We start from the raw sequence: 17,520 nt of genomic DNA, 5'->3' as shown, positions 1-17,520 counted from the left end.
TAGCGGAAACCGCAGCCGAAGGTGACGGGTCGGGAACCGGCCCGGCGATCCGGCCTAGGTGAGGAGCAGGGCGCCCTTGCGGTGCCATGGCATCCGCCGTCCTTGTCAGCCGCGGTTAGCCCCGTTCGATGCCGGCCCTTCGACTCCATAGCCCCCAGCCCAACGCCGCCGCCCTCCGCAAAGCCCGTCGGGCCTTGCCGCGGCGAAGCGCCGGGACGGCCGCGTTACTCTATGCGCCATGGATCACGCTCACCCCGACACCCCTGCGCCGGCCTGGCGGCGCAAGCTTGCGCTGTATTGGAAACTGACCCGCGGCGACCGGCCTATCGGGTGGTTGCTGTTGCTGTGGCCGACCTGGTGGGGGCTGTGGATCGCCGCTGAAGGCGTGCCGCCGCTGTGGACCTGGTTCGTGTTCAGTGCCGGGGTCTGGCTGACCCGGGCGGCCGGCTGCGTGATCAACGATTACGCCGACCGCTGGCTCGACCCGCACGTCGAACGCACCAAGCATCGGCCCCTGGCGACCGGCGAGGTGCGGGGGCGCGAGGCCCTGGCGGTGTTCGCGGCCTTGATGCTGACGGCGTTCGCGCTGGTGCTGAGCTTGAACCGGCTGACCATTCTGATGAGTTTCGTCGGCGTGGTGCTGGCGGCCAGCTATCCGTACTTGAAGCGCTATACCTATCTGCCGCAGGTCTATCTCGGCATGGCCTTCGGCTGGGGCATCCCGATGGCGTTCGCTGCGGTGCAGGGCGAGGTGCCGGCGGTGGGCTGGCTGTTGTACGCGGCGAACATCCTGTGGTCGACCGCCTACGACACTTGGTACGCGATGGTCGACCGCGAGGACGATCTGAAGATGGGCTCCAAATCGACGGCGATCCTGTTCGGCGAGATGGACCTGGTCGCGATCGGCATCCTGTACGCGCTGATGTTCGTCGCGCTGTTCCTGGTCGGGCAGCGGGCCGGCCTCGGGATGTATTACTTCGGCGGTCTGGCGGTGGCGGCGGCCTTGGTGGCCTACGAGTTCGTGATCGCCCGGCACCGCGAGCGCGAGCCCTGCTTCCGCGCCTTCCTGCACAACCATTGGGTCGGGCTGACGATCTTTGCCGGCCTGGCCCTGGACTATGCCTTGCGCGCGACCAGCGTCGCGGCCTGATCGCGGGTGCTCGCTGACGAGGATTGCCCCGGGGGATCGGCCGGACCGGGCCGTGAGTGCGTGATCGCGGTTAATGACAGGGGCGCGCCGCTGGCGTGCAATGGCGGATCGTCCCGAGTGGAGTGCCGTCATGTTGAATCTGTCGCGTGGCCTGCGGTTGCAGGGCCTGGCCCTGGCCGCTCTGGTGGGTTGCAGCGGCGCCGCGTTCGCGCAGTCGGCGCTGGCGCCGGCGCCGAGCCGCGAGCATTTCGCGCCGAAGGGCTGGGAGGGCTCGTACCACGGGCTGCATTACTCGCCGGTGGTGAAGATCGGCGACCGGGTCATCGTCTCCGGCATCCCGGCGATGGAAGGCGCGGACGACGAAGCCCGGGCGCGTTGGGTGTTCGAACAGCTCGAAGCGCATCTGCGCAGCGCCGGGGCGAGCCTGGCCGACGTGGTCGAGCTGCAGAGTTTTCATGTCGCGGCCGATCACGCCGAGTTCCGGCGTCGCATGGATCCGGTGCTGAAGGTGCACCGCGAGTTCTTCAAGGATCACTACCCGGCCTGGACCGCGGTCGCGACGCCGGGCTTGTTCTCGAAGGACGCGAGCTTCGAGCTGCGTGCCGAGGCGGTGATCGGCTCGGGTAGCCGGCCCAAGGCGGAGATTGCGAAGCCGGCGGGGCCTTGATGTAGGACGTGGTGCTTGGGGGTAAGAGCAAATCCCCCCTGGCCCCCCTTTGCAAAGGGGGGAACGGTTTGGCTGTCGAACAGACAGGATTATCGAAGCTATTCGGCAAGCACGACGGCCGCCAGATTGAGCGACAGCCGTGGTACCGCCGGAGTTCCGTGAGTACCGCAGGTCCGCGAGCGTCGCAGCTCAATGAGCATCGCAACCACCGGGCCCAATCGAGCCCCGCTTCTGTTCCCCCCTTTGCAAAAGGGGGGCAGGGGGGATTTGCTCTTAGACGACGACCTTCGCCACACCCCTTCCCTGCGACTAAAGTGCAAGTGGTCGTGGCCGTGACCGCCTCGACAATGCCTTGCTCTCGTCGAAGGACAGCCGTCATGACCGCAGTTTCCGCCGCACCCGCCGACGGGCCGCTCGCTCGTTTCGCCCTGCGCAGCGCCGCCTGGGCCGAGCGTTGGTTTCCCGATGCCTACGTGTTCGCGGCGCTGGGTGTGGTCATCGTCGCGGTGTTCGCGCTCGGCTTCGGCGCCACCCCGACGGCGACCGCCACCGCCTTCGGCGACGGCTTCTGGAGCCTGATTCCCTTCACCATGCAGATGGCCTTCGTGGTCATCGGCGGTTATGTGGTCGCAACCGCGCCGGCAGTGGCGCGGGTAATCGATGCGCTGGCGCGGGTGCCGCGCAGCGGCCGCGGCGCGATCTGCTACGTCGGCCTGATCAGCATGCTGACCTCGCTGCTGAGCTGGGGTTTCTCGCTGGTGTTCGGCGGCTTGCTGGTGCGCGCGCTGGCGCGCCGCGAGGACCTCGACATGGACTACCGCGCCGCCGGCGCCGCGGCCTATCTCGGCCTCGGTGCGGTGTGGGCGATGGGCCTCAGCTCGTCGGCGGCGCAGTTGCAGGCCAACCCGGCCAGCATGCCGCCTGCGTTGTTGGCGATCACCGGGGTGATCCCTTTCAGCGAAACCATCCTGTTGTGGCAGTCGATCGCGCTGACCGCGGTGTTGATCGCGGTCTCGCTGGTCGTGTGTTTCGTGACCGCGCCGCGCGGCGGCTCGGTGCGGCGCGCGGCCGACTTCGACGTCTCCGACGAGCGCGCGGCGTCGGTGCTGCCGCCGCGTTCGCGGCCCGGCGAATGGCTCGAATACAGTCCGCTGATCACGATCCTGCTGGCGGCGATGAGCCTGGGCTGGCTCGCCTATGAGTTCGCCCACAAGCCGCTGGTCACCGCGATCGCTAATCTCAACACCTACAACTTTGTGTTCCTGACCGCCGGGCTGTTGCTGCATTGGTGCCCTCGCAGCTTCCTCAATGCGGTCACCCGCGCGGTGCCGAGCACGACCGGCGTGTTGATCCAGTTCCCGCTGTACGGCGGCATCGCCAGCCTGCTGACCGCGGCCAAGGGCGGCGACGGCCAGACGCTTGCGCATCATCTGTCGAGCGTGTTCGTACAGATCGCGACCACCGAGACGTTCTCGCTGGTCATGGGCGTGTACTCGGCGGTGCTCGGCTTCTTCGTGCCATCCGGCGGCGGCAAGTGGATCATCGAGGCGCCGTACGTGATGCAGGCCGCCAACGATCTGCAGGTGCATCTGGGTTGGGCGGTGCAGGTCTACAACGCCGCCGAGGCCTTGCCGAACCTGATCAATCCGTTCTGGATGCTGCCTCTGCTCGGCGTGTTGGGCCTGAAGGCGCGCGACATCGTCGGCTTCACCTTCATCCAGTTGCTGGTGCATATCCCCTTGGTGCTGGGCCTGCTGTGGCTGCTCGGTTCGACCCTGACCTATCACCCGCCCGTGATGCCCTGAGTGCCGCGCGGGCGTCCGACGACGCCCCGGCAAAATCCTACCCGCGCCTGCGCCGATGCCCGACTGACCCGGGCCGCGGCGCAGGCGATTCTATGTCCGTGGGAAGCGTCGCGGCCGTTACGGAACCCGGTCGTGCGGCACGGATGCCGCAGCTGCCCACGACGACGAAAAACCGCATGGAAGCCGGAGGGAAAAGCAAGCGAAAAATCGCAAAAAATCGCAGAAAAAACCGTAAAAAAGACGTCGTCGGAGGCCGCCACTTCTCAGCCTGTGCGACGCCCGAAAGCGACAATGACTCACGCGAAAGGGAAGGGACTCCCACGCAGTCGGATCGGGGCTCGAGCAACGGAATGCGGCATCGCGTCCTCGTCGGCGGATCGCGTTCCGATCGAGATCCCGGTCGACACGGCGAAGGAAGCGCCGGCCAGAAAAACCCGCTCGATTCGATCAGGCGCGCCCGGAAGCGGCGCGAAAGGAAGCGACCGCCAGGGAACGGCGGCCGGTCGGAATCGGGGACGCGCCCAGGATGGCGCGCGTGGCGGAAAGGACTCCGCCACCGGGTCGCAAAGGAGGCGTTCGCGGGTTCAATCGCCAGCCGACTAGTGGCTCCAATCGGCGGCTGCGTTATGACTTGTGCGTATTCGCACAAGCACGTCACACATCCGAGGGCGGCAGACGCCCGAATAGTGCGATCGGTACGGTGATCCTGGGGCGGCGACTGCGTTAGCGTGCGGTCGTCGTCGGGTGCCGATCGAAGACGGTCCAGCGTCGTGGTCCGGGCAAGCTCCGGCGAGAATCGGCCGCGCCCGCTGCGCGGCCGCCCGTCGTGCCGTGCTTCCGGAACGCTCCCATGACCCTGTCCCCCCTCCTGCGCATCGCCAGCCTGTGGCTGCTCGCGAGTTCCTGCGCCATCGCCGCCGTGCCGGCCCACTACATCGTGTTCGAACGGGACGCCCAAGGGCGCGCCGAGCCGGTGTTCTACACCCAGGTGCAACTGTCCGATGGGCAGCGCGACCGGCAGGGTGCGCGCCAGGCCGAGCGCGGCGTCGAGCGCGTGGCGTATCGCGCCTCGCGCAATGGCGCCAAGAGCGCGGCGCTGTACGAAGCGCAGGTGCCGAATTTCATCCGCGCCGAGTTCGCGCGCGATCCCGAGCACGGCGATGGCGCGATTCAGTTGAACCCCTTGGTGCGCGACCCGCATCGTGCTTTCGTCGTGCGGGTGCCACTCGCGGAGGCCGACGAGATCGAACTGCTCGGCGCTGCCGGCAACGCCAAGTCGGTGCAGCGCATCGATCTGCGCGAGCTGGCGATCCGCTCCTCGCAGCTGCCGCTGGCGCAGATGCTGCAGCAGCCGGTCGCAATGGTGGGTACGCAGCAGGCCCAGGACGCCAAGGCGGCGAACTCGGCTAATCGCCTGGATATCCTGGTGCTCGGCGACGGCTACACCGCGGCCGAACAGAGCACCTTCACCAGTCAGGCCGCGTCCTTGAAGACGGCGATGTTCAACGTCAGCCCGTACAAGGAGTACCTGAGCTTCGTGAATTGGCAGGCCGGTTTCGTCGCCTCGCAGCAATCCGGCGCCGACCATCCGCCCTACCAGGCCGGCTGCACCGGGACGAGTTGCTGCGCCGACGCCGATTCGCGCACCGATCCGCGCGCCGGCCAGTTCGTCGCCACGGCATTGGATTCCACCTTCTGCACCAGCCAGATCCATCGCCTGTTGACCGCGCGGTCCTCGAAGGTGATGGCGGCCGCGGCCAGCTTCCCGAACTGGGACAAGATCATCGTCACCGTCAACGACCCGGTCTACGGCGGCGCCGGCGGCTCCTATGCGGTGATCTCGGCGCACAGCAGCGCCGCCTTGATCGCGATCCACGAGTTCGGCCACAGCTTCCACGGCCTCGCCGACGAGTACGAAAGCCCGTACCCGGGCTTCCCGGCCTGCAGCGACATCAGCGGCAGTGCGGCCTGCGAAGCCAACGTCACCAACCAGAGCAATGCCAGCCTGGTGAAGTGGCGCAGCTGGTTCACCCCGGGCCTGCCGATCCCGACGCCGGACGGTACTGCCGGCACCGGTCTGTTCGAAGGCGCGCGCTACCGCAGCACCGGCATGTTCCGGCCGGTCGACAGCAGCTGCCTGATGCGCAGCCTGGGCACCAGCTTCTGCGCGGTGTGCCGGCAGGAATACGTGCGCATGCTGTATCGCGGCGGTTTCGGCTCGCCAGCAGCGGGCATCGACTTGATCGAGCCGGGCACCGAGATCCCGTCGCCGGCCACTGCGGTCGGTTACGCACGCGGCACCACGCGGCGCTTCAGCGCGACCTTACTGCGGCCCAGCGTGGGCACCGTCGCGGTGCAGTGGTATCTCGACGGCGTGGCGATCCCGGGTGCGACCGCGGCCAGCTACGACTTCCGCCAGGATGCCGCGACACCAGCGACGCGCACCCTGGAATTGCGGGTGACCGACAAGACCGCGTTCGTGAAGGCCAGCATGGCCGGCAACCTGTTGCTGCATTCGCGCAAGTGGACGATTCGGGTCGGGGCGGCGCCGGTGGTGGCGCGGGTGGATTGATCTGGGTTGCGAATCGGATGCCGCTTAGCACCAGCTGGAGTGGAAGATCCAGCAGGTAGTGAAGGCAGAGGAGAGTTGCTTTTCGACGCCCGTCATTCATAGGCGCAATCGCGGTTGCAGCTAGACCTACTGCTTCCGCGGCATTTTGGCTCTGGCTCTGGCTGTGGCCCCTAGCTATTGCCGTTGCTGTGCGCAGTTTCGGCTTGCGATGCAATTGAAGACCCGAAGGGCGGCGCGCAAGGATGCGCGCCGTTTTTCATCGGGACAGGGATGTCCCGTATGAAAAATCCCTGCGTCGGCACCGCTCGTGCGGGCCTGTGATTCAAAGAAAAGCATTTTTCTTTGGTTACCTTTGACCGAAGGGAATCCAGACGGACTTTTGTTGCTTTAGACAAAAGAAAGTTACCCGCCGCTTTAGTGGCGGAAGCTTTTATCGTTTGGTCTTGCTTCCATTAAAGCCACAGGCAAGTGCGAAGTACCCCTGTAGGAGCGACGTAAGTTGCGACCACGCTCTGCCGGCCTCCGGCACAACCCTTCAAGAAAGAGCAGAGCTTCCGTCCGCTACGCGGTCGGGTTACTTTCTTTTGCTAAGCCCAAAAGAAATGTAACCAAAGAAAAGGGCTCTCCTTGCAAGGGCACAGGCCACGAGTGCGATGCCCGCGCCGGGATTTTCCGATAAGACGTCCCTGTCTTATCGGAAAACGCCGCACGTCCTGTGCGGCGCCCTCCGGGTCTCCTGGCGTTCTCGCAAGGTCGTTACTGCGCCAAGCTCATCACCACAACGACAACGACAACGGCAACGGCAACGGCAACGGCAACCGCAACCGCAATCGCAATCGCAATCGCAATCGCAATCGCCAGAGCTTTGCGCCTGGGTAGGAGCGGCGTCCTACTGGATTTCCTTCGATCACAAGCCACGGACGTGAAGCTCCGAGATCGCGACGACATCGTGGACGGCCGGGAAACCACGGACGACGGCGAAAGCTTGCTCGTCGAATCGACGTCTCGCCGTGGCTCAGCCCGCCGTCACCCGCGCGCACACCCAGGCGTCGACGCGCTGGGCACCGGCGCGGCGTAGGGCGATGGCGGCGGAATGAAGGGTGGCTCCAGTGGTCATGACGTCGTCGATCAGGACGATGTGGGCGGGCAGGGGCAGGCCAGGACGCCAGGCGAAGGCGCCACGCAGGTTGCGGCGGCGCTGTTTGGCGTCCAACAGGGACTGCGCCGGGGTGTCGCGCAGGCGGATCAGGCCGTGGTCGAGCAGGGGCAGGCGCAGTTGCCGCGACAGGGGCCGCGCCAGTTCCAGGGCCTGGTCGTAACCGCGTTCGCGCAGTCGTCTGCGATGCAAGGGGATCGGGACCAGAACCGGCTCGGGTGCTGCGATGGCGGTGCCCGATATCTCGGGCACGGCGAGCCCCGGCGTCATAGTCGGGGGGCTCTGCGTCAGCAGCGGCTCGAAGGCCTGCGCCATCATCGTCGTGAGCAATCGGCCGGCGGCCAGGTCGCGATGGAATTTGAAGCGCGGCAGCAGGCGGTCGAGCGGTGGGCGATACAGACAGGCCGCGTGGACCCGGGTCAGCGGCGGTGGCCGGCGCAAGCAATGGCCGCAGACCAGGGGCAGGCCGGGCGGGTCGATCGTCGCGTGGCAAATCCGAGCCGCCGCCACCCCCGCCAACGGCAGAGCGCAACGCAGACACGCCGCTCCGAGCCGCGGCCATTCGGCTTCGCAGGTCCGGCACAGGTCGCGTCCGGACAGGCCCGGTTCGGCGCAGATCAGGCAGCGCGGCGGCCACAGGGCCCAGCCCAGACGCCGCCAGATGCTGTCAACCCTGAGTGGCCGACCCTGGTTGACAGTTGTCGACATGCTTCCCAGACTGCCCGCTCCGAACGGCCCGCGCTGTCGGTATCCCCCGTTGCCCGCCGTCAGTGAAATCCCCGCTGTGGAGCCAGCTCTAGTGTCTATGCCCCTTCTTCGCAACGATTGGTCCCGCGCCGAGGTCCGTGCGCTGTTCGATTTGCCCTTCCCCGAGTTGCTGCACCGCGCCGGTAGCGTGCACCAGGAGAATTTCGACCCGGCCGAAGTCCAGGTCAGCACCCTGTTGTCGGTCAAGACCGGCGGTTGCCCCGAGGATTGCGCCTATTGCCCGCAGGCGCAGCGCTATCACACCGGTGTCGACGCGACCAAGCTGATGAGCACCGAGGCGGTGATCGAGAAGGCCCGCCAGGCCAAGGCCGCCGGCGCCTCGCGTTTCTGCATGGGCGCGGCCTGGCGTTCGCCGAAGGACCGCGACATCCCGAAGGTCGCGGCGATGATCCGCGAGGTGAAGGCATTGGGCCTGGAGACCTGCGCGACCCTGGGCATGCTCTCGGGCGACCAGGCAACGGCGCTGAAGTCGGCGGGGTTGGATTACTACAACCACAACCTCGACACCGCGCCGGAGTTCTACAACGAGATCATCCACACCCGCGAGTACCAGGACCGCCTGGACACCCTCGCGCATGTGCGCGATGTCGGCATGAAGACCTGCTGCGGCGGCATCGTCGGCATGGGCGAGTCGCGCGAGCAGCGCGCCGGCCTGTTGCAGACCCTGGCCAACCTGCCGGCGCACCCGGATTCGGTGCCGATCAACCGCCTGGTCCAGGTCGAGGGCACCCCCCTGGCCGGCACCGCCGAGCTTGACCCCTTCGAATTCGTGCGCACCATCGCGGTGGCGCGCCTGCTGATGCCCAAGTCGATGGTCCGCCTGTCGGCCGGCCGCGAGGCCATGAGCGACGAGCTGCAGGCCCTGTGCTTCCTGGCCGGCGCCAATTCCATCTTCTACGGCGAGAAGTTGCTGACCACCGGCAACCCGGACACCGAGCGCGACCTGGCCCTGTTCGCCCGTCTCGGCCTGCGCCCAATGCAGATCGTCGAGACCGCGGGCACCGTCCATGCGAGTATTGAAGAGCACGTTGAGGCAACCACCGACCCCGCCCACTCCTGCGCCGCCTGACGCGGCGGAGCTACCGCGATGAGCAGCCAGCGAACCCTTTGGCGCGACCGGATCCAGACCGCCCACGCCGAGCGCGTGGCGACCGCCCGTACCCGTATCCACCGCGCGGTCACCCACCGCGACGGCGCGCGCTGCGAGGTCGACGGGCGCTCGCTGGTGAACTTCTGCGGCAACGACTACCTCGGCCTGTCGCAGCACTTCGCGGTGATCAACGCCTTCCAGGATGCCGCCGCCCGCGAGGGCACCGGCGGGCTCGCCTCGCATCTGGTCTGCGGCCACCACGCCCAGCATGAAGCGCTCGAACGCGAATTGGCCGACTGGCTCGGTTCGCCGCGCGCGCTGTTGTTCGGCAGCGGTTTCCTGGCCAATATCGCCGCGGTGCAGGGTTTGCTCGGCGAAGACGACGTCTGCGTGCAGGACCGGCTCAATCACGCCAGCCTGATCGACGCCGCGCGCCTGGCCGGTTGCCGGTTGCGCCGGTATCCGCACGCCGATCCCGAAGGCGCGATCCGGCAGTTGCGCAATGTTCCCGACGGCCTGGCGATGCTCGCCACCGATGGCGTATTCAGCATGGACGGCGATCTCGCGCCCTTGCGCGACCTCGCCCTGGTCGCGCGCGCGCAGAAGGCCGTGCTGTACGTCGACGACGCCCACGGCGTCGGCGTGCTCGGCCCGGACGGGCGCGGCACCGTCGCCGCGGCGCGTCTGTCGGTGCAGGAAGTGCCGTTGCAGCTGGCGACCTTCGGCAAGGCGCTCGGCAGCTACGGCGCGGCCTTGCACGGCGATGCCGACCTGATCGGCCATCTGGCCCAGACCGCGCGCAGCCATCTCTACACCACCGCCTTGCCGCCGGCCCAGGCCGCGGCGACGCGGGCGGCGCTCAAGCTGGCCCGCAACGACCATTGGCGGCGCGAGAAGTTGGCCGAGCTCACCGCGCATTTCCGCGAACGCGCCGGCAAGCTCGGCCTGGAGCTGCTGGCCTCGGGCACGCCGATCCAGCCGGTGATGTGCGGCGACGACCGCCGCGCGCTGGCGATGGCGCAGGCCTTGGAGCAGCAGGGTTATTGGGTCGCGGCGATCCGTCCGCCGACCGTGCCGGAAGGGCGCGCGCGCCTGCGCGTGACGTTCTCGGCGCTGCACACGCGCGAACAGGTCGACGGCCTGATCGAAGCGCTGGCGCGCGCAGCCGAGCGCGTGGCGATCGAAGGCAGCGACGGCGCCCGCGCCGCGCCCGCCACCGTGGCGCGATGAGCCGCGCCGCCGAGCCGCAACCGACCCGGCCGCCCGAAACCGATCTGGCCCGCATGCTGGCGACGCTCGAGGTCGAAGCCCGTGCCGGCGAGTACGTATTCGTCACCGCCGTGCAGCCCGAGCGTTTGCCGCGCGCCCTGGCGCTGGCGACGATCGAGGAAGCCGAAGGCCTGACCTGTGTGCTGCGCCGCGAAGACGCCGACGCGCACGGCCTGAGTTACGACTTCGTCGCCGCCTGGCTGAGCCTGAGCGTGCATTCGGCGCTGCAGGCGGTCGGCCTGACCGCCGCGGTATCGCAGGTGTTGGCCGAGCGCGGCATCGCCTGCAACGTGCTGGCCGGCTTCCATCACGATCATTTGCTGGTGCCGTCGGATCGGCGCGACGAGGCTTTGGCGGCGTTGCATTCGCTGCGCCGCGCGAACCCCGCCGGCGGCGATTGAGGACAAGGCGCTCGATCGCATCGGCGCGGAGTGCATCGCGGCGGTGCCTGCGTTCGCGCAGTAACGGCCGTCGCGGCCGTTGCGGCCGCGTGCGGGCCTTGGCGACACCAGAGCGCAGCGCGCGGCAATCAGCATCACCCGACGACCTATAGCAGTACGGACCCGCTTCCCATGTACATCGAAACCACCGGCGCCGCGGCAGACCCAGCCCGCCCGGTCATCGCACTGATCCACGGCTGGGCCATGCACGGCGGTTTGTTTGCGCCCTTGGTCGAACAGTTGAGTGCGCACTTCACCCTGCACCTGATCGATCTGCCGGGCCACGGCCATGCGCGCGACGACCAGGCGCCGCTCGATCCGCGCGCGCTCGCCGCCGAACTGGTCTCGCGCATTCCCGATGCGTACTGGCTGGGGTGGTCGCTCGGCGGCCAGGTCGCGCTGCGCGCCGCGCTCGATCATCCGTGGCAGGTGCGCGGCTTGATCATGATCGCGTCGTCGCCGCGTTTCGTCGTCGGCGAGGACTGGCCTCATGGGGTCTCGCCGGATCTGTTCCGTAATTTTGGCGAGGCCTTGCGGCGCGATTTCCGCGGCACCCTCGAAGGCTTTCTCGCTCTCGAGGCTTTGGGTTCGGCCAGTGCCCAGGAAGAACTGCGCAGCCTGAGGAGTGCAGCCTTCGCCCGCGGCGAGCCGGCCGAGCGCGCGCTGCACGAAGGCCTGGACCTGCTCGACGGATTCGACGTGCGCAGCGAACTGCCGCGCTTGCAGGTGCCCAGCCTGTGGATCTCCGGCCGTCGCGACCGTCTGGTGCCGGCCGGGGCGATGCCGGCCGCGGCCGCGCTCTCGCCGCAGGGCCGCAGCGTGGTCATCGGCAACGCCGGCCATGCGCCGTTTCTCGGCGCGACCGCCCAGGTCGCGCAACTCATCGAGGGCTTCGTCGCGCCGGCGACCGCCCCGACCGCCGTACTGGATTGCTGACGCCCCATGAACGATCTTTTCGACCACCGCCAGGTTCGCCGCTCGTTCTCGCGCGCCGCGCACGGTTACGACGGCGCCGCCGCCCTGCAGCGCGAAGTCGGCGCGCGCCTGTCGGAAACCCTGGACTACCTCGACGAGCGCACCCCCGAGGTCGTGGTCGACATCGGCTGCGGCCCAGGTCACTTGAGCGCGGCGATGCAGAAGCGCTGGCCGCGCGCGCAGGTGATCGCGCTCGACCTGGCTCTGCCGATGTTGCGCGAGGCGCGCACTCATTTCGGCGAAGGCGGCTGGCGGCCGCGCCTGCTCGGCGGCGCGCGCCGTCCCGACGCGGTCTGCGCCGATGCGCGCGCCTTGCCCTTGCGCGACGGCAGCGTCGACGTGCTGTTCTCCAACCTGTGCCTGCAATGGTGCGAAGACTTGCCGGCGGTGTTCGCCGGGTTCCGCCGCGTGCTCAAGCCCGGCGGCCTGTTGCTGGTCTCGACCTTCGGCCCCGACACCTTGTACGAACTGCGCGGCGCCTTCGCCGAAGCCGACGCCGCGCCGCACGTCAGTCTGTTCCCGTCGATCGCCCAGTTCGGCGATGCGCTGATCGCTTCGGGTTTCCAGAACCCGGTGCTGGATCGCGACGAATTCGTCCTCGGCCACCCCGACCTCGGCCATCTGATGCGCGAGTTGCGCACGCTCGGCGCGACCAATGCGATGAACGATCGCCGCCGCAGCCTGACCGGCCGCGCGCGCTTCGCCCGCGCGGCGCAGGCCTACGAAGCCCTGCGCGGCAGCGACGGCCGCCTGCCGGCGACCTGGGAAGTGATCTACGCCCACGCCTGGGGCCCGCCGCCGGGCGCGCCGATCCGCATCGGCGGTTTCGACGAAGTGCAGGTGCCGGTGTCGAGCATTCGCGTGCGGCAGCGCCCGTGAGCGCGCGCCGCCATGCTCTGTGGGCGGTGCTGATCGCGCTGGTGTCGGCGCTGTTCTTCACCTGCACCTACGTGCTCAACCGCGCTGCCGCCAACGACGGCGGCCATTGGGCGTGGACCGCGGCGCTGCGTTATCTGTTCACCCTGCCGATGCTGCTGGTGGCGATGCCGATGCTCGGCGGCGTGGCGCCGGTGTGGCGGGCGATCCGCCGCCACCCCGGGCCCTGGCTGTGGTGGAGCGGGATCGGTTTCGTGCTGTTCTACGTGTGCCTGAGCTTTGCCGCGGCCAGCGGACCCTCGTGGCTGATCGCCGGCACCTTCCAGCTCACCGTGATCGCCGGCATGTTGTGCGCGCCGTTCCTGTACCGCGATGCGCGCGCGCGGATTCCGCGCCCGGCGCTGGCGGTCGGCGCGGTCATCGTGGCCGGCGTGCTGCTGTTGCAGTTCGGCCATGGCGGCGGCCGCCTCGATCGCGCCGGTTGGATCGCGCTGATCTGCGTGGCGGTGTCGGCCTTCGCCTATCCGCTCGGCAACCGCGGCCTGCTGCTGCACCTGGAAAAGGCCGGCATCGAACTCAACGCGACCCAGCGCGTGTTCGGCATGACCCTGGCGAGCCAGCCCTTGTGGTGGGCGGTCGCGGTGTATGCCGGCGTCGAAGCGGGCGCGCCGCCGGCGGGGCAAGTGTGGCTCGCCGCCGGCGTGGCGTTGAGTGCGGGCGTGATCGCCACGGTGTTGTTCTTCCAGGCCACCGGCATGGTCCGCAACGACCCGACCGCGCTCGCCGCGGCCGAGGCGATGCAGGCCGCGGAGATCTTGTTCGCGACCGTGATCGGCGCCTTGTGGCTCGGCGAAGCCTGGCCGCAGGGCCGCGCCCTGGCCGGCGCCTGCGTGGTCGGCATCGGCATCGTCTTGTTCAGTATCGTCGCGGCGCGCGCGGCCGCCGGCAACGAACGCAAGGTCAAGCAACTGCGCAGCGATCGCGGCGGTTGATCTTCGCCGGCTCGGCTGGAATGCCGATGCGGCAAGCAGGTCGGCTCAAGCGCCGATGCGGTCGATAGGTCGGCTCAAGTGCCGATGCCGCCGGTAGGCCGGCTCAAACGCCGATGCGGTCAGCAGGTCGGCTCATGCGCCGACCATGGCCATCCACTGTTCGAGGTTGTAGTAGTTGGTGACGCGCTGGATCTTGTTGTCGCGGATTTCGAAGAAGGCGCCGCCGGGCAGGGCGTAGCGCTGGCCGCGCGCTTCCGGCAGGCCCGGATCGGTGAGCAGGTACTCGCCGTGGACCACGTACTCGGCGCCGGCACGCGCGCCGTCGGGCGAGGCCATCACCACGATGTCGCGCAACTGCTCGCGGTAGTGCCGCGCCATGCGCTGCAGGAAGGCGGCGAACGCGTCGCGCCCGACCTCGCGCGCACCCTGGTTGAGATCGTGGACGACGTCGGCGCCGAGCAGCCCCAGCATGGCGTTCCAGTCGGCGCGGTTGAAGGCGGCGTAGTAAGACAGGACCAATTCGGTGGCGCGATCGTGAATGCGGGTGCCGTCGATCTTCATCGGGATTCCTGCGGGCAATGCGGGGCCGGGCCATGATCGCTCATTCGTGCGCCGTGCCGCAGCTGCGGTCGGCCCTGCGGGGCTCGCGCTCGGCAGCTTCGTCTTAACAAAGCACACTAAAACGAAAGGCCCGCATGGGCGGGCCTTTCGGTAGGCGGGGATCGCTGCGCCCGATGCCGGGGTGTGGCCCGGACCCGCTTGGCCTGATCGACAGGCTTCCCTCAGATCCGCACCGTCGCGCGCTGGCGTTGGCGCACCAGGCTCAGCGTCAGCACCGCGGCGAGCAGCGCGGTGGTGACCACGAAGATGCCGATGCCGAGGTAGCCGCCGCTGACCCCGCGCGCGACCGCCGCGGCGCCGGCTTCGTGCGGCACGAAGCTGGCCGCGAGCATGCCGGTGTAGTGCATGCCGCACACCGCCACGCCCATGACCAGGGCGCTGCCGAGCATCTGGCCCCAGCCGCGCAGGTTGAAGGCCAGCCACAAGGCCACGATCGAGGCGACGATCGCGATCGCCGCGGACGCGATGACCAGGTTGCTGTTGTAGACCGTGTCGGCCGGCATCAGCATCGCGGCCATGCCGGCGTAGTGCATGCCGGTGACGCCGAGCCCCATCAGCACGCCGGCGATGATCAGCTTGCCCCAGTTGAAGATGCCGGTGCCGGCGATGGCGAGGCCGGCCATGCACGAGACCACCGCGACCACCGCCGAACCGATGGTGATCGGCAGGTCATAGGTCACTTCCACGTTCATGCGGCAAGCGAGCATGGCGATGAAATGCATCGCCCAGATCGCGCCGCCGCCCATGGCGATACCGGCGGCGGTGATGGCGCGCCAACGCTGTCCCGCCCCGACCGCGGTCGGGATGGCGATGGCCAGCTGCAGGGCGGTGAACGAGCCCAGTACCGACACCACGTAGGACAAGATGGCGAGCACCGGGTCATGGATGCACTGAATGGCGTGATCGATCGGCATGACGAACCCCCTGTGGATGGGTTGGATTAGCTAAGGGCCGAACCGGCGCCATCCCCGCCCCGGTGCGGCATCGCAAGCCCGGCCGGCTCCCTGTCTGCCGGGCGAATGGAGACGCTCAGGCTTCGAATTCGAAACGGCAGGCCTCGGCGCCGGTGTTGCGGCATTGGCTTTCGATCACCCGGACGCCGTCGGCGCCGTGTTGGCCTTCGAGCAGCCCGCCGAGCATGCCGCGCAGGAAATGGCAGCATTCGCCGCTGTCGCCGCGATGGCAGAAGGGGCTGTTGCGGATTTTCAGGATGTCGTCGTGCAGTTCGGCCTGGACCAGTTGCCGCATCGCCGGCAAGGCGATGCGGCGCACCGAGTCGGCCAGCGGCAGTTGTCCGCCGAGGGCGAAGTCGCGCTTGTAGACCCAGGCGCCGACGCGCTGGCCGATGTAGCGCAAGGTCGCCTCGCGCTGGGCCGGCGGCAGTTCGCGTTCGAGCGCGACCAACTGCAACAGGATGTTGGGGTAGTTGCGGGCCAACTGCGGCAGCAGGGTCTCGACGCGCTGGGTATCGATCGGCGGCGCGCTCGACGGCGAGGCGGTGGGCGCAGGCGCGGCCGAGGGCGGCACCGAGGTGGGTGCGGTCGCCGAGCCGTTGTTGCGCGGCACCGGCGTGGGCGCCGGCGCGGCGCTGGCGCCTTCGTACGGCGAGGCCTCGAAGCTCTGCACCAGGTGATGGGTGCCCAGGCGCTCTTCGAGCATCAGCAACGATTCGGTGGGGCCGCGCACCACCATGCTCAGCACCACGCCTTCTTCGCTGTTGAGCATGCGCTGACGCAACAAAGTGAAGCCGTTGGCGATCACCACCTGTCCGAGGGCGAGCAGCAGCCCGTCGCGACGGTCGGACACCACGCGAAACTCGACATCCACCATGTAGTACTCCCTGGCCTGCGCTGGTCCGTGGTCCCCGGCTCGTCGAGGAGCCCCACTGTTAATGATCGCGCGGCATGACAGGGACGGGCGCGCGATGGCGCAGCGTGGCAGCTGTGTTCATAAAAAACACAAACCAGGATCACAGAAAAAGCGAGTTTTCCTGGGGTTTATGCGGGCAATGGCGAACGTTGAGAAACGTGCCGCATAACAAACGCAATGCGATTGCAGAACCGGTCAAACTGGCTTAGAGGCGAACAGATCGGCGACCAGATCCAGATCGACGTTGCCGCCGGAGACGACCAATCCGACGCGGCGGCCGGCGAAACGCTCGCGATGCGCCAGCACCACCGCCAGCGGCACCGCGCCGGAGGGTTCGACCACCAGCTTCATGCGTTCCCAGATTAGCCGCATCGCGGCGACGACCTGGGCGTCGTCGACCAGCAGGATGTCGCGCAGGTGTTCGCTCAGGATAGGAAAGGTGAGCGTGCCGAGTTCGGCGCGCAGGCCGTCGCAGATGGTGTCGGCCTTGCGGCCGGTGATGCGCTGGCCGGCGCGCAGCGAATCGTGGGCGTCGCGGGCGCCTTCGGGTTCGGCGCCGAACACTTCGATCGCCGGGTTCAGCCCGTGCGCGGCGATCGCCGTGCCCGAGAGCAGGCCGCCGCCGCTGACCGGCGCGATTACCGCGTCCAGGTCCGGCGCGCTGCCGAGCAGTTCGAGGGTGGCGGTGCCCTGGCCGGCGATCACCCGCGGGTCGTTGAACGGATGCACCAGCACGCCGCCGGTCTGCGCCAGGACCTGGGCGGTCATGGCGTCGCGCGAGGCCTGGTCGGGTTCGCAGGCGACGATTTCGGCGCCGTAGGCGCGGATCGCGGCCAGCTTGATCTTGGGGGTGTTGTGCGGGGCGACCACGGTCGCGCGTCCGCCGCGCAGGCTCGCGGCCAGCGCGATCGCACCGCCGTGGTTGCCCGAACTCTGGGTGACGATGCCGCGTGCGACTTCGTCCTCGGCCAGCGAGAACACCGCATTGCAGGCGCCGCGGAACTTGAACGCGCCGCCGCGCTGCAGGTTTTCGCATTTGAAATGCAGCTCGCAGCCGGCCAGGGCGTCGATCGCGCGCGAACGCAGCACCGGGGTGGTGTGCGCGTGCGGCGCGATGCGCGCGGCGGCGGCCAGGATGTCGGTGAACAGGGGGGCCAGGCTGGGCGGTGCGGAGAGATTGTTCATGCCCCAAGGGTAGCCCAGGCCCGGCCGGCCTGGCATGCGCCGGATGGCGGATTCGCGCCATGCGGGGGCGGCGACAGGATGAGTT

15 protein-coding genes are annotated in these 17,520 nt (G+C 68.5%); 10 read left to right on the top strand and 5 right to left on the bottom strand.

Annotated elements, in window-relative coordinates; all coding sequences use genetic code 11:
- Positions 1-238: 238 nt before the first annotated feature.
- From ubiA to ACKN61_RS23255, 4 genes are all read left to right on the top strand, one after another.
- Positions 239-1,150, top strand: coding sequence for a 4-hydroxybenzoate octaprenyltransferase (ubiA, locus tag ACKN61_RS23270; RefSeq protein ID WP_408951438.1), 912 nt, complete (start codon positions 239-241; stop codon positions 1,148-1,150).
- A gap of 130 nt (positions 1,151-1,280) precedes the next feature.
- Positions 1,281-1,817 carry a Rid family hydrolase gene (locus ACKN61_RS23265; RefSeq protein WP_408951437.1) on the top strand — a complete coding sequence of 179 codons (537 nt, stop codon included), beginning with the start codon at positions 1,281-1,283 and terminating at the stop codon, positions 1,815-1,817.
- A 377-nt stretch (positions 1,818-2,194) separates the two neighbouring features.
- Positions 2,195-3,622: a short-chain fatty acid transporter gene (locus tag ACKN61_RS23260; RefSeq protein ID WP_408951436.1), complete on the top strand. Its 1,428-nt coding sequence runs from the start codon at positions 2,195-2,197 to the stop codon at positions 3,620-3,622.
- Between the two features lie 850 nt (positions 3,623-4,472).
- A complete protein-coding gene (locus tag ACKN61_RS23255; protein WP_408951435.1) occupies positions 4,473-6,194 on the top strand; it encodes a M64 family metallopeptidase in 1,722 nt (573 codons plus the stop codon).
- Positions 6,195-7,209: 1,015 nt separating this feature from the next.
- On the opposite strand, the gene ACKN61_RS23250 is transcribed toward ACKN61_RS23255, so the two are convergent.
- A complete protein-coding gene (locus ACKN61_RS23250; RefSeq protein WP_408951434.1) occupies positions 7,210-8,058 on the bottom strand; it encodes a ComF family protein in 849 nt (282 codons plus the stop codon).
- Between the two features lie 97 nt (positions 8,059-8,155).
- On the opposite strand from ACKN61_RS23250, the gene bioB reads away from it, so the two are divergent.
- From bioB to ACKN61_RS23220, 6 genes are all read left to right on the top strand, one after another.
- Complete coding sequence (bioB, locus tag ACKN61_RS23245; protein WP_408951433.1) at positions 8,156-9,187, top strand: biotin synthase BioB; 1,032 nt, start codon at positions 8,156-8,158, stop codon at positions 9,185-9,187.
- An 18-nt stretch (positions 9,188-9,205) separates the two neighbouring features.
- Positions 9,206-10,438, top strand: coding sequence for an 8-amino-7-oxononanoate synthase (bioF, locus tag ACKN61_RS23240; RefSeq protein ID WP_408951432.1), 1,233 nt, complete (start codon positions 9,206-9,208; stop codon positions 10,436-10,438).
- Complete coding sequence (locus tag ACKN61_RS23235) at positions 10,435-10,878, top strand: ACT domain-containing protein (protein ID WP_051885328.1); 444 nt, start codon at positions 10,435-10,437, stop codon at positions 10,876-10,878. The genes bioF and ACKN61_RS23235 overlap by 4 nt, the downstream gene beginning before the upstream one ends.
- A 171-nt stretch (positions 10,879-11,049) precedes the next feature.
- Positions 11,050-11,853: a pimeloyl-ACP methyl ester esterase BioH gene (gene bioH / locus ACKN61_RS23230; protein ID WP_408951431.1), complete on the top strand. Its 804-nt coding sequence runs from the start codon at positions 11,050-11,052 to the stop codon at positions 11,851-11,853.
- 6 nt (positions 11,854-11,859) lie between these two features.
- Entirely contained in the window at positions 11,860-12,771 is a 912-nt protein-coding gene (gene bioC / locus ACKN61_RS23225) for a malonyl-ACP O-methyltransferase BioC (RefSeq protein WP_408951430.1), read from the top strand.
- On the top strand, positions 12,768-13,760 hold the full coding sequence (locus ACKN61_RS23220; protein WP_408951429.1) for a multidrug resistance efflux transporter family protein: 993 nt from the start codon (positions 12,768-12,770) through the stop codon (positions 13,758-13,760). Before bioC ends, ACKN61_RS23220 begins: the two co-directional genes overlap by 4 nt.
- Before the next feature lie 132 nt (positions 13,761-13,892).
- Here ACKN61_RS23220 and ACKN61_RS23215 read toward each other — a convergent pair whose 3' ends face one another.
- The 4 genes from ACKN61_RS23215 to ACKN61_RS23200 all read right to left on the bottom strand — a co-directional run bounded on the left by ACKN61_RS23215 (position 13,893) and on the right by ACKN61_RS23200 (position 17,435).
- Positions 13,893-14,321, bottom strand: a complete 429-nt coding sequence (locus ACKN61_RS23215; RefSeq protein ID WP_408951428.1) for a ketosteroid isomerase-related protein — start codon at positions 14,319-14,321, stop codon at positions 13,893-13,895.
- A 221-nt stretch (positions 14,322-14,542) separates the two neighbouring features.
- Positions 14,543-15,295 (bottom strand): MHYT domain-containing protein, encoded by a 753-nt coding sequence (locus ACKN61_RS23210; protein ID WP_408951427.1) that lies wholly within the window; start codon positions 15,293-15,295, stop codon positions 14,543-14,545.
- Between the two features lie 115 nt (positions 15,296-15,410).
- Positions 15,411-16,211 carry a V4R domain-containing protein gene (locus ACKN61_RS23205; RefSeq protein WP_408951426.1) on the bottom strand — a complete coding sequence of 267 codons (801 nt, stop codon included), beginning with the start codon at positions 16,209-16,211 and terminating at the stop codon, positions 15,411-15,413.
- A 234-nt stretch (positions 16,212-16,445) separates the two neighbouring features.
- Complete coding sequence (locus ACKN61_RS23200; RefSeq protein WP_408951425.1) at positions 16,446-17,435, bottom strand: pyridoxal-phosphate dependent enzyme; 990 nt, start codon at positions 17,433-17,435, stop codon at positions 16,446-16,448.
- Positions 17,436-17,520 lie beyond the last annotated feature (85 nt).

This window comes from Lysobacter sp. Hz25, from assembly GCF_046097045.1.
Lineage (GTDB): Bacteria > Pseudomonadota > Gammaproteobacteria > Xanthomonadales > Xanthomonadaceae > Lysobacter > Lysobacter antibioticus_B.
The sequence above is the reverse complement of the archived record's forward strand: the minus strand, read 5'-3'. Positions and strand labels throughout refer to the sequence as shown.